The organism is Paenibacillus sp. R-74696 (assembly GCF_055814915.1).
In genome coordinates, this window is record NZ_JBPULM010000045.1 from 817,929 (window position 1) to 830,569 (window position 12,641).

The 12,641-nt window shown below is 50.5% G+C and carries 10 protein-coding genes; 1 reads left to right on the forward strand and 9 read right to left on the reverse strand.

Going from position 1 to position 12,641, the window contains the following annotated elements; genetic code table 11:
* Nucleotides 1-112 precede the first annotated feature (112 nt).
* The 8 genes from ACSR9A_RS23890 to spoVAC form a co-directional block, all read right to left on the reverse strand.
* Nucleotides 113-583, reverse strand: coding sequence for a hypothetical protein (locus ACSR9A_RS23890; RefSeq protein ID WP_473759958.1), 471 nt, complete (start codon nucleotides 581-583; stop codon nucleotides 113-115).
* Between the two features lie 11 nt (nucleotides 584-594).
* On the reverse strand, nucleotides 595-2,637 hold the full coding sequence (locus tag ACSR9A_RS23895) for a hypothetical protein (RefSeq protein WP_473759959.1): 2,043 nt from the start codon (nucleotides 2,635-2,637) through the stop codon (nucleotides 595-597).
* A gap of 192 nt (nucleotides 2,638-2,829) precedes the next feature.
* On the reverse strand, nucleotides 2,830-5,073 hold the full coding sequence (locus tag ACSR9A_RS23900) for a DUF4129 domain-containing transglutaminase family protein (protein WP_473759961.1): 2,244 nt from the start codon (nucleotides 5,071-5,073) through the stop codon (nucleotides 2,830-2,832).
* Complete coding sequence (locus tag ACSR9A_RS23905; protein WP_473759962.1) at nucleotides 5,070-6,326, reverse strand: DUF58 domain-containing protein; 1,257 nt, start codon at nucleotides 6,324-6,326, stop codon at nucleotides 5,070-5,072. The genes ACSR9A_RS23900 and ACSR9A_RS23905 overlap by 4 nt, the downstream gene beginning before the upstream one ends.
* A gap of 1 nt (nucleotide 6,327) precedes the next feature.
* Complete coding sequence (locus ACSR9A_RS23910; RefSeq protein ID WP_473759964.1) at nucleotides 6,328-7,287, reverse strand: AAA family ATPase; 960 nt, start codon at nucleotides 7,285-7,287, stop codon at nucleotides 6,328-6,330.
* A gap of 139 nt (nucleotides 7,288-7,426) precedes the next feature.
* Nucleotides 7,427-7,777: a stage V sporulation protein AE gene (gene spoVAE, locus ACSR9A_RS23915; RefSeq protein WP_473759966.1), complete on the reverse strand. Its 351-nt coding sequence runs from the start codon at nucleotides 7,775-7,777 to the stop codon at nucleotides 7,427-7,429.
* Between the two features lie 4 nt (nucleotides 7,778-7,781).
* Complete coding sequence (gene spoVAD / locus ACSR9A_RS23920) at nucleotides 7,782-8,795, reverse strand: stage V sporulation protein AD (RefSeq protein ID WP_473759967.1); 1,014 nt, start codon at nucleotides 8,793-8,795, stop codon at nucleotides 7,782-7,784.
* Nucleotide 8,796: 1 nt separating this feature from the next.
* The gene (spoVAC, locus tag ACSR9A_RS23925) at nucleotides 8,797-9,288 is read right to left on the reverse strand and encodes a stage V sporulation protein AC (RefSeq protein WP_473759969.1); all 492 of its coding nucleotides are present in this window, start codon (nucleotides 9,286-9,288) and stop codon (nucleotides 8,797-8,799) included.
* 312 nt (nucleotides 9,289-9,600) lie between these two features.
* Between spoVAC and ACSR9A_RS23930 the strand changes: the two genes are divergently transcribed.
* Nucleotides 9,601-10,269: an HAD family hydrolase gene (locus ACSR9A_RS23930; protein ID WP_473759971.1), complete on the forward strand. Its 669-nt coding sequence runs from the start codon at nucleotides 9,601-9,603 to the stop codon at nucleotides 10,267-10,269.
* 300 nt (nucleotides 10,270-10,569) lie between these two features.
* Here ACSR9A_RS23930 and ACSR9A_RS23935 read toward each other — a convergent pair whose 3' ends face one another.
* Nucleotides 10,570-12,600 (reverse strand): beta-galactosidase, encoded by a 2,031-nt coding sequence (locus tag ACSR9A_RS23935; RefSeq protein ID WP_473759972.1) that lies wholly within the window; start codon nucleotides 12,598-12,600, stop codon nucleotides 10,570-10,572.
* Nucleotides 12,601-12,641 lie beyond the last annotated feature (41 nt).

The following is a 12,641-nucleotide window of genomic DNA, read 5'->3' on the forward strand; positions in this document are numbered from 1 at the left end:
TTCAACTCGCATTGTGGCTTATTACTTGGGTTACATGCGTTATAGGTTGAATAATGGGTGTATTCGTTCCCCACCAACTTAATTACATGGGATAATGCCCTTATTAATATTTCTATTGTGGAGGTGTTGGCAGATGAAGTGGTTTCTTTTCTAATTGAAACCAGTCTTCAATATGTTTGCATAATAGGGGAATATCGGAAATTGCCTGTTCGCATAAACCGACGTAACTCTCTCCAAGTATTTCTCTTAGATTATAGGTTTCCAAATATTCTTTATTTAATTTGACTTCGTATATCTTAGTTGGCTCAATAATATAGTTTTTGTTTCTTGTACTTTGGCTAAGATGAATGCACCAATTAAGTCTGCCGTGATAAGTTTCAATACATTTATCTAATAACTCATACATATCTTTATTTTCGTGAAATCTAAAGTAAAAACCTGCAGGAGCAGCATAAATATTACTAGGGGTATACATTGACGTTCTGTACCATTCAAATGAACCTAATTTAGCTAGGGTATAAGCCATTAAATCCTGCTGCTCCACCTCTTCTTTCTCCAATAAATATATACTTTTTAATGTCATTTTTTTCACCCTCACTTTAATGTCTTCTTACTTACTAAAATCTGTCCATCATTCTCTTTACTTATATTATCCATATAATCCTTGATTGGTATAGGACTTTCGCTAAGACGAGGATCATAAATATATTTTCCATCTGAGTATACAGTATGATAAATAAAGATTTTCATCTCTCCATATTCTTCAACCATGATAGTTCCGAATTTTTCCAAGGGCTTTATTGTAAAAATCTCCCCTTTACCACCTGCAGCTTGGGCTAAATCCTCTGCAATCTCAGAACAATCATATGCCAAATTAGATTTATACATGGCAGACATGGATGACATCTTGTCCAATACTTCCCTATTTCCTTTTTCTATACCTGTCCCCTCAGTCTCTCGTTTCAGTCGCTCCATCTCTTCCAGATATCGCTTCTGCACGTCCGTTTTTGGGACTTCGATTGGTGACTTGTCGTTGGGAAAAGCATCCATGAATTGGATACCATCAGGGGTCACAAGCTGATTGCCAAATCCTACTTCAAAGCCACTTCCTGCACCTTCCGGTTTGACCTCTGGGCTTTTCGGAACGGTTGGTTCTAGCCCTCCTGTCCCTTTTCCCTTTATCGGAAACAGCAGGCTTAAAACTCCGAGTACATTCAGTACATGCTCCTTGGAATTCGGATCATTGGGAGCAAAAGCTCCCTGTAGCATCCCTGATAAGCCTGACGTTACATAATCAACATACGCAGACAGCGACTCATTCTTACTCGCTTCTCGTGCACCTAACTCCTTCCATAACCCTCCAGGCACACTTGCAAGTCCCATTGTCGCTTGATTTAAAAAGTCATAGAAGGAATCGCCACCCTTGCTTGCACGATCTGCATGGGCATTATATAAATCCGTCAGGATTGCAACGATGCTATTCCCCGTTTCCTTTATCGCTGCTCCTTCTACTTTTCCTTGATCCTTCAGATTCGACCAGAGGATTTCAAGTGTCCGCATCGCATCCTGCCCAAACTTCTCCAGCACGCCCGGCTTTTCCTCGACGACGACTTCCTTTGCCGGGGGATCATACTTACTTAATGCCTGCATGCTCTGTAAAATCGTCAGCACGTTCAGCAGACCGCTTTTCACTTGCCCCTGCTGCACATCCGTTACTAGTCCGACCGCAGCGTCTCGAATCGTTTGCTGCAGCGCATGAATTTCCTTCAATTGCACCCTCGTCAGTTCACCCGTCGGACCCTGCGTTTGCGCCATCATCACCATAAACAAATAGCGGGCGTTGTCCGGCAGCGGTACCCGTGTCGTCAGATCCCCTTCCAGCGCAAAGGAGGGATCATAGTCACACGCCAGCAGCGGCACCTGCTTGAAATAGCTCGTCATATTGACGTTCGGGGCAAAATAGCTCTCTGCTACGCCAAGTTCCTTCAGTTTCTCCCGGCTGATCTCCGCCTGTTTATGCACTTCTGCCATCATCAGATGATTCCCGAACTGCTTGTACACCGCATACGCTGTCTGCGCCTTCGCAATTAGATCCCGCTCGGCGAAGATCGCCTCCAGCTTCATTTCCGCATCCAGCTTCTCTGCCGCCGTCGCTCCTTGCAGGCCCGCGACCCGCCGCAGCTCCTTCACCAACGGATCGCTCGACCAGCGGTCTCGGCTGGCTTGCGGCAATATACGGTCGATTAGATTTGTTACCATCGGACGGAAGGGCACGGGCACGGGTGTGTAGCTGCCGCCACCTGTCGTCCCCACCCGCTTCAACAGGTCAAAACGCTCCAGTCCGCTGAGCCCCTTCGCCAGCTGTTTCGCTTCCTGCGCCGCTTCCGCCTGCACCCGTTCTATGCCCTTCAGCGCTTTGCTGATCACTTCCGTCATCTGCTCCGCTTCCTGCGTCAAACTCGTCAGCTGCCTCTGAATCTGCTCCAGGTTCCCCAGCACCGGCAAGGGGCGATCCCAGCTTGCTATCTTCCCACTTACCTGTCGGCGAAGCCTTTCCGTTTCTTCGCCAATCTGAATCATTTTCCGCTGGAGATTTTTCATTTCATCGGGTTTAAATACAACCTGCTTACCAGCCACATTTCACCTTCTTCATTGTTATCCGTGTTTCTCTTGTCAAGGCATATTAGGAAAATTTGTAACAACTTTATAATTGCATCTTAAAACTAGTTTCCAATATTTTAATTAGTCACAATTTCACTGAACAGTCAAAAGTTATTGTTCAAAAAGCGCAGCATAGAGTGTCCATTATAGTGGGTTAAAAGCTATTCATTATAATAGCGAAATAACATGCTTTACTTTGTTCACAAACTGCTCCGCCTCTTCTGGCGTTGCCGCTGTGCCACTGTATTTGGCTCGTTCAAAATCGTTCAGCAGCTGAGTGAGCTCGCTGCGAATATCTGTACGCTGCTGCGCAAAGCGCTGCACGGCTTCCCGCAGCGTCTCATGCTCGGAGCGCTTTAGCCCCTTCCTCCGGCAAACGCGGAGCAGGCGCTCCGTTTCCCATACGATGCGGTCATTCGCCGTATAGGAGCGGAACCGGAAGCGCAGCCACGCTGCCTTCAGCGCTTGACGGCGTACAATTAAGCTAACCGCCAGCAATAATACAAGCAGGGAAATACCTGCAATATAAAAACCTTTGTACGAAACATCTGTTTTTTCGGCAGCTGCCGCCTTATCCGCCTCATCCGTGTCCTCTTCTACTTCTGGTGTAGGCGCTGCCGCATCTTCTCCGGCAATTGTATAAGGGAAAGCAAATCCTGCCGTCGGCTCAAAGGAAACCCAGCCATAACCATCAAAATAAATTTCCACCCAAGAATGGGCGTCGGAATTGCGAACGGTATACGTGCCTTCACCCTGCAGAAACGTATCCATATCGAAGCGATCCATTGCATCCGCCCCAAGGGCAGGCAAAGCACCTGGCGCAAATCCCTTCACCCAGCGCGTAGGCAGGTCGACGGAACGGGCCAGCACCGCCATAGCCGTAGAAAAATAATCGCAGTAGCCTTCCTGAATTTCAAACAGAAACTGGGCGACAAAATCGTCAGAATCACCCGTCAGCTTGCCCAGATCAGGCTCATTCGTATAGGCAAAATTCAAACGCAAATACGATTCCAGCATTTTTGCCCGATCATAGTCATTAGTCGCATTTTTAGTCAATTCCTCGGCAAGCTGCATGAGCTCGTCAGGCAATTGATCTGGAAGCTGTGTATAATGCTCCTGTTCACTAGAGCTATCTAAGCGCGCATCGGTGCTGCGGAGCTTCGCTTCATCCAGCACGGGAACAGTGGAAACAACAGAGTATGATTCCGGAAATGGCTGCCTTCCTCTCCCCTGCAATGGAAAACGCAGCTCCTGATCGTCAGGAGCCCAGGTGAGCCGGTAGGACAAATTCGCTTCCGGATCATTGATCCAGTGAATTCGGTTAATCGGAGCGGCCGCAAATAAAACGGGATACTGGTCTTTACGAATCATCGTCACCGTCTGCTCCACTTCAATCGTATCTGCCAGCTTGCGATCATACGGCAGGGAAAGCTCCTGCTCCTTTTTCAGCTGATTGACGTTGTTAGGCTCCGCTCCTTCATCCAGCTCCAGCCAGCCGCTGCCGGTATAAAACGATTTTGTTTCCCCTCTCCAATAGCTCCGATGGGAGCTTGCAACCGTCATGACTGGCGAATAATCGAAGTTAAAGCCGCCGCCAAGCTGGTCATCATCACGCCCGTAGCCGGAGCTTGTATCCAGCGTTACCCCTCCCGGATCCGAGCCTTTTTCGCCTAAAAAAACATTGACCTTCTCGCCCTTCGATTCTTTCCATATCGTATACGGGTCCCGCAGTACGGGCGAAATCGATGGCATAATCAGGCCTGCGGCCATCAGCAGCGCAAGCACCGCCGCGATAGGCATAAATAATTGCAAGGGATAATGCAGCAGCTCCTTCCAGCTTCCTGGATGGTGACGCTGAAAATGATGCAAATGCCCCGCTGCCAGCCATATGAGCCCCAGCAATACGACCCAAGCCACATTGTCCCAAAGCCAAATTGGGGTAAACGAATCGGCTACGGTCAAAACGAGCAAATTCGCCCCAATAAATCCGAATATGCGAATACGTGACGTCGTCCAGACACTGAACAGCCCATACATCGCAAGCATAGCCAAGCTAAACCAAATATAGGGGTGGAATTGGAGCAGCAGGCTCCAAAGAATAGCGGCGATTTTCCGCACGCCTTCCTCTGAGCCGGAAAAGCTGGGAGATGCGCCTACCACTATCCATGTTGATACGACGATGAGCAGCAGCTGGAGCGGCATCCGCAGCCTGCGCCTCATCGCAGGAAGCAAGACGTCAACTGCACCCGCAAGCAGCAGCGTCATATAAATGCAGGTAAACGTAGATTTCCACCAATAGTTTTCAAAAACCGCAATCGAATTGATCAACGAAAAAATAATAATGATCCGCGATATTCGCCCATACCACTCGAATGCGGCATATTCTTTCAATCTATTCATTCCGCTTCTCATGCTCCGCCGCCTCCTTCAAGCACAGCCGGCAGCTCAGGCAGCTGCGTAAGTGTGAATACCGGCCAGCCTCGGGCGCGCAGCAGCTTCTGCCAGTCTTGGTTCATCGCTGCAGCTAGGCCGCCCACGTCCGCAATATGGAGCAGGCAAGGCTTTAGCCCTTTGCGTGCGAGCCATTCCAAGCTCGTGCTCGCCTCCTTGCCGGGTGCTGCGGAAATAACAAGCGCGATGGATCCCGAATCAAGCAGCGACTCCGACGCAAGCAGCGTCTGAAATAAAGGCTGCTCCGCATCTGCATTCACCGCCGTTAAATGCTGCATAATCGCGCCCCGTTGGTCGGCACCCGACTTAGGCGGGAAGATGGCCCGCTGCGATCCGGCAGACAGCAGTCCCATAGCCGTGTCGCCTCGTCCGCCGCTTTCAATGAGCGAAGCGGCCGCTGATACCGCGAGCTCAAAGCGCTCTGCACGCGCCCCGCTGTACGCCTTGGCCTCGCGGTCGATAATAATGAGCGTTCGTGGCAGCGACTCCCGCTCAAACTCCTTGGACTTCCAATGCCCCGTGCGCGCCGTCGCATGCCAGTGAATCCGCGACAAGCGGTCGCCAGGCACATATTCGCGAACGCCATTGATTTGCGTCGTCTCCTTCGCCGAGCGCGAAGCGATAGCGTGGGAGTAAGGTCCGCGTGCACCAAGCTGCAGACCTCGCTGCTGGCGCAGGGGGACAATTTGGGGCATGACGCTGAACACCGATTCCTCCATAAAGCTGCCCGAATGCTCAAACAGCCCGAATACGTCATGGGAGGAGCATACGGTAGCTCCGAAACGGTATTCACCGCGCTGCAGTGGAGGTGTCGTATACAGCACTTCGCCGGAACGCTTAAAATTCGGCACAAAGGAGGATTCGAATTGCAGCGCTTGTCCATTGTTGCGCAGCAATTGATCATGGACCAGCACAAACGGTATCGGATAATAACCGGGCACCTTCACCGAAAGCTTGACCGTAAGACAGCTTCCGGCCGCCAGCGCGTAATCGCCATGGCCGCCGTCCGATTTGCGTAAGCTTCGGGTGCCGCTTACTTGACTAATGCCGCTAAAGCGCCCTAACATCAAATAAAGCAGCAGCCCATTCATAATAACGAACAACATCACGGCCGTTTTGCCGCCTTGAAATAATAAATATAGCAGCGCTCCTCCATACAGGAACGCGCTTATGAGCAGTCGTCTGCGTTGCAGGCTGAGCGTCAGCATTTCCATATCAGCGCTCCAATCTCACCGGCACTCTTACCTGTTCCATGATTTGATCTACCAGTTCGCTCGCTTTGTGGCCGTTCATTCTAGCCTCCGTATGCAAGGACAGCCGGTGAGACAGCACATGCGAAGCAAGCTTCTTCACATCATCAGGCGTAACAAAGCTGCGCTGATCCAAATAAGCAGCTGCTTTGGCTGCCCTGGCAAACGAAAGCGCAGCACGCGGGCTGGCGCCAAGCTGAATGCCGGGATGCTCGCGCGTAGCTCTGACAATGCTGACCAAATATTTTGCCACGGCCTCATCCATATGGACCGCCTGCACCTGCTGCTGAATGCGGATCATATCGTCCACATCGGCAATTTGGGCAATCTGGCTCTCCGGCAGCAGCCGCACCTCGCTGCCCATAATCATCTTCTGCTCGTCTTCCTCGCTGGGATAGCCGAGCGAAAGCTTCATCATAAAACGGTCAAGCTGCGCTTCGGGCAGCAAATAAGTACCTTCAAACTCAATCGGATTTTGCGTGGCAAGCAGCATAAACGGATGAGGCAGCGCGTACGTGTCGCCGTCTACCGTCACATGGCCCTCCTCCATCGCTTCCAGCAGCGCAGATTGGGTTTTGGTCGTCGCCCGATTGATCTCGTCAGCCAGCAGCAAATTGGTCATGACCGGACCTGGCCTGAACAAAAACTCCTCCTGCTTCGGATGATAAATGGATACGCCAGTTATATCAGTAGGCAGCAAATCCGGATTGCACTGAATGCGCCTGAACTGGCCGCCGATTGAACGGGCCAGCGCCTTTACGAGCTGCGTCTTCCCCGTGCCGGGAACGTCCTCTAGCAGCACATGCCCACCGCCGATCACGGCAATCATTAGCCTTTCAATTTGCTCTTGTTTTCCCAAAATACTATGATTTAGATTAGTAAGAATAGATGCGCATAATTGCATGTCAACCTGTCGCGTTTCCATATGAATAACCTCCCGCAGCGTATCAAGATGGATAAAGGCATATAGTTCCATTTTACAGCAGTCCAGCAAGTAAGTACAAATGCATCAATTTCCAAAAAAAACTGGAGGATCCCACAGGACCCTCCAGTTTTCCAGTCTATTACCCCTTTGGCCGAATAACCAATGCCGCCAGGAACGAGAAGATAATCGCAGCCGAGATGCCCGAGCTCGTCACTTTAAATATGCCGGAAATAACGCCAATCCAGCCTTGGTCATGCAGCTCGGTCAAAGCCCCGTGCACCAGCGCATTGCCGAAGCTCGTAATCGGGACCGTCGCTCCTGCTCCAGCGAAGGCAACGAGCGGCTCGTATAAGCCGATTCCATCCACCACCGCCCCAATAACGACCAGTGTTGCCATCGTATGCGCCGGGGTTAGCTTGAATACATCGAACATAATTTGCCCTAGGACGCAAATAGCGCCGCCAACTAGAAATGCCCATAAAAAAATCATCGCCTTACCCTTCCTTTCCGCAAATAGCGACTGCATGCGCAATGCCGGGAATGCTCTCGCCTTGCTGGAATGAAAGCGGCGACAGCAGCGCTCCCGTTGCAACGACCAATATGCGCTTAAGCTCGCCCCTTGCGAGCCGCTTAAGCAAATGGCCGTAGGTAACAACTGCCGAGCAACCGCAGCCGCTGCCGCCCGCCTGCACCTTCTGGCGGTTCACATCGTACACCATTAGGCCGCAATCGCCAAATACCGTGTCATTCATTGGCACGCCATTTTGCAGCAGCAGCTCATTGGCGAGCGGATGCCCTACACCAGCAAGGTCGCCTGTTACGATTAGGTCATAATCGCTCGGGGAACGGCCCGTATCATTAAAATGTGCTTGAATCGTATCGACGGCTGCTGGCGCCATCGCAGCGCCCATATTAAATGGATCGGTGATGCCAAGATCGACGATTTTGCCGATCGTGGCACACTCGATGGTCGGACCGTCCCCCGAAGCGGCAACGAGTCCTGCTCCAGCGCCAGTAACGGTATACTGTGCCGTCGGCGGCTTCTGCGAGCCATATTCCGTCGGGTATCTGAACTGCTTCTCCGCTGTGCAGTTATGGCTGCATGTGCCCGCCAGCACATAATCGGCAGAGCCGGAGTTGACGAGCATAGCGGCAATCGATAGCGATTCCATTGAAGTCGAGCAGGCGCCGAAGACGCCAAGATAAGGAATGCCCAACGACCGCGCTGCAAAGCTGCTGCTTATAATTTGATTCATTAAATCGCCGCCGACAAAAAACTGCACCATTTCCTTGTCTATTCGGGCATGCTGGAGCGCAAAGTCCGCAGCCTGCTCCAGCAGCAGCCGCTCGGCCTTCTCCCAGGTTTTTTGCTGCATATCCAGCTCAGGATGCACAAGGTCAAAATCCTCAGCCAGCGGGCCGTCACCTTCTTCTGGCCCCACTACCGTTGCCGCGCCGATAATGACGGGACGCTTCTCGAACCACCAGGTCTGTTTGCCGCGCAGCATATTATTGCCCTCCTGTGCCGAGAATGAGATGGACGATGCCCACGACGAAGGCCGCCACGACGCCAAACACGATTACGGAGCCCGCCAGCTTGAACATATTCGCGCCAACGCCAAGGACCAGCCCTTCAGCACGGTGCTCCAGCGCCGCCGAGCACATCGAATTGGCGAAGCCTGTGACGGGCACAGCGGTGCCTGCTCCTGCCCACTGGGCGATTTTATCGTACACGCCAATGCTCGTCAAAATAACGGAAATGATAATGAGCACAGCGACCGTTGGATTGCTCGCATCCTCCGCTTTCATATGGAGCAAATGCATAAACAGCTCCTGAATCACCTGACCCAGCACACAAATTCCGCCACCAATAATAAAGGCTTTCAAACAATTCGTTCCTATGGAGCGGGAAGGCTCCCGCGTTTTGGCAAAGTTCTGGTATTCCTTTGATGACATCGCCATCTTCTTATATTTTCCTTTGTCCGAGCTGCTTGCTGTCATAGCTTGCCCCCCTTTCCGTTATGCCCTGCTGCAAAAAGCTAAACCCGAGATGCGCGGACGCATCAGTTCAAATTCATTATTTGCCATGGGAGGGGCTATTATGTATGCAGCATGAAGACCGCACTTGCAGTTTCCGATTCATCGGTATGGACGAAGCTTATTTTCGAAAAAAAAGTGATTCACTTCCATGATCTGTGGCACTTCCTGCGGCATGTTTGGCTAACGATAGGAAATGGTGTACAAAAGCTTTTCGCTACGTTACTATGGTAAAGTATTAACACAATAACGCAATAAAGAGAGGGCGTATTTTTTATGTATAAAGCGTTATTTCTTGATTTCTACGGTACACTCGTGCACGAAGATGATATTTTTATTGAGGATATTTGCAAAAGAATCTTGGGAACGACATCAACTCAAACTACTGCAAGAGACATAGGTAAATATTGGTGGCTCTCTTTTTCTGAAATTTTCCAATCCTCTTACGGTGATCATTTTAAAGCCCAGCGTGAAATCGAGCTTATTTCCTTAGAGGAGACAATAGCCTTTTATAAGTCGTCTGAAAATCCTCGAGAACTAAGCGAAATTTTATTTAATCACTGGCAATCCGCTCAACTATTTGAGGATGCAAAGATATTTTTGGAGAGCATCCGTATACCCATAATCATTCTTTCAAATATTGATAAAAATGACATTCAATCTGCCATCAATCATAATGGTTTATCATTCGAGCACATTATTACTAGTGAGGACGTAAAATCTTATAAGCCAAGACCTGAGATGTTTCAGAAGGCCTTAACGTCCTATAATCTTAAACCCATAGAGGTTTTACATGTTGGTGATTCCCTGACTAGCGATGTTGCGGGTGCACAAGACGCAGGAATTAAGGTCGCTTGGATTAATCGAAAAAATAAAGAGTTGCCACCGAACTTTTCACCAGATTATATGGTTAATTCATTAATAGAATTGCTGCCTTTCCTATAACATACTTAAAAAAGAGCATCCGCCCGCTTTAGCCTCAGCTAAAACAGTCGAATACCCCTTCTTATTTCCATCCCGCCAGCTAGCACGGACATCCAGCTTAAAATAATAACAAAATCAACAGCAGAACGAGCAGCACATACAGCGCCAGCACGAGCAAAATCAGCTCCAGCTGCTTGCGACTGCTTAATGCATTTGCTTTCTTCATAGGCGGCCCTCCCTATAGCTATGCTTCTATACGTTCAGCATATGCGGGCAGGGGCAAATGCGGAGCTTGTCCGCTGCTGTTGTGTTGGCTGCTGCCTAGCTTTCCAAAATCGCTACGCCTTTCGCCCCAATTGCAAGCGATCCGTTTACAGCTTCTCCGCTCAGCAGCTCTTTCGTGAACGTGCTAGGCAGCTCCGAAAGCTGCACCGCTTCCGCATTATGATTCAAAATGAACGTAAAGGTGCTGCCGTTAATGGCTCGCTGCGACACTTCAACGCCGTCTGGAGTGGCAAGCAGCGATTCAATGCCGGCGGCCTCGCATAAATGGGCCATGAAGCCTTGCAGGAACGTTTTGTCCGGGCTCGTTGCCACGTACCAGGCTTTGCCCTCGCCGAACGAATTAACCGTTACCGCAGGCATGCCTTTATAGAACTCGGAGCCATATTCAGCAACCACCTCAGCGCCTTCCGTATGAATCAGATCGCATAAAACACTGCCGGAGTATGTCCCGCTTTCAAGCGCTCCAAGCGGTTTATTTAGCACAATGTCATTATGCTGGCCCGGCAGCAGAGCATCGATTTCCTCTGCCCAAATGCCCAGCACCTTGCGCAGCTTGCCCGGATATCCGCCAAGCGTCACAATGTCATTTTCATTGACGATGCCGCTGAAAAACGTCGTGACGAAAGTGCCGCCGCGCGCAACGAAAGCTTCAACCTTCTCCGCAAAGCCCGGCTTCACCATATACATCACCGGAGCGATGACCAGATCGTAACGATCAAGCTGCTCCTCCACGCTGATCATATCCGTCTGAACATTCATTTGGAATAAGGCGTCATAATACTTATGCACCTCATCAAGATATTTAAGCGCAACAGTCGGACCGCTTGACAGCTCAACCGCCCAACGATTTTCCCAATCATAGACGATCGCCGCCTTGGAATTCACGCGCGAATCGAGAATGCGGTCAGACAGCTGCTGCAGCTCAGCGCCCAGCTCGGCGCATTCGCGGAATACGCGGGTATTTTCATGGCCGACATGCTCAATGACAGCGCCATGGTATTTTTCACAAGCACCGACCGAGCGGCGCAGCTGGAAGAACAGCACCGTATCCGCACCGCGTGCCACCGCCTGATAGCTCCACAGCTTCATAACGCCTGGACGCTTAAGCGAGTTGTACGGCTGCCAGTTTTGCTGGCTTGGCGTTTGCTCCATCAGCATGAACGGCTGGCCGCTTTTGAGGCCGCGCATGAGATCATGCGTCATCGCCGTCAAGCTGAACGGCGTATCAATCGACGGGTAGTTGTCCCACGAGACGACGTCCATATATTTTGCCCATTCGAAATAGTCCAACTCGGAATACGTACCCATTAAATTCGTCGTCACTTGCAGGTTAGGCGAATGCCGCTTAATCGCTTCATATTCCAGCTTGTAGCAAGCAAGCATACTTGCCGACTGAAAACGGCGGTAGTCGATAGAGATGCCCTGGAAGTTCGTACGGTTATGTCCCCACTCCTCGCTGAGGGAATTAGGAGCAACGATTTCGTCCCAATCGTAAAAAGTATGGCCCCAGAACGCCGTATTCCACGCCTTGTTCAGCTTCTCGAGCGTGCCATAACGCTGCTCCAGCCAAACGCGGAATGAGGCCTCGCAGTTGTCACAGTAGCAATAGCCGCCATATTCATTTGATACATGCCATACGAGTACAGCAGGATGATCTTTATAGCGCTCGGCAATCGTGCCAGCCAGACGCTCGGACAGCTTGCGGTAAGCCGGACTATTTGGACAGGAATTGTGGCGTCCGCCGAATTTGCGCTTGCGTCCATCATAATCGACACGCAGCACATCGGGGTGCTTTTTCGCCAGCCATGCCGGATGTGCACCTGTGCTCGTCGCCAGACAGACATAAATACCGTCCTTGTACAGACGATCAATGATGCGGTCCAGCCATTCGAGATCATAAGTATGCTCATCCGGCTGAATACGCGCCCACGAAAATACGTTGACGGTCGCCACATCAATGCCCGCCAGCTTAAACATACGAATATCCTCTTCCATAACAGATTCATCCCACTGCTCCGGATTGTAGTCGCCACCGTACCAAATTTTCGGCAATTTTTCATTAATCAATGTAAAACAGCTCCTCTTCCATTTTCACTGGTCTTTTATTA